Genomic DNA, 313 nt, shown 5'->3' on the forward strand with positions numbered 1-313 from the left:
TATATTCGTACTGAAATCAACGAAGGTGCAATTACCTGTAGCATGTCCACAAATTCCATTAGATGAATTTTTGGCTTATATGTCGCATGATAAGAAAGTGTTAAATGGTCAACTTCGTCTAATATTGATGAAACAACTCGGGCAAGCTGTCATTACCAATGATTTAGTGGCACGTTTAGGTGGTGATGAATCCATTTTTAAACGTAGACCCAGAAATGCAGTTGCACCATTCGATACAGCACGGTAAACCATATCCCCATGCTCAGCGAGTTCTACAATTGCCCCTTTGGCTTGAGTAATCAGTTGAACTTGT

1 pseudogene is annotated in these 313 nt (G+C 39.6%); it reads left to right on the forward strand.

Features of this window, described 5'->3' with window-relative positions:
- A pseudogene (locus FLQ44_RS18005) lies at positions 1-247 on the forward strand (hypothetical protein); the annotation flags it as partial.
- Between the last annotated feature and the right edge of the window lie 66 nt (positions 248-313).

The organism is Vogesella mureinivorans (assembly GCF_007644035.1).
Lineage (GTDB): Bacteria > Pseudomonadota > Gammaproteobacteria > Burkholderiales > Chromobacteriaceae > Vogesella > Vogesella mureinivorans.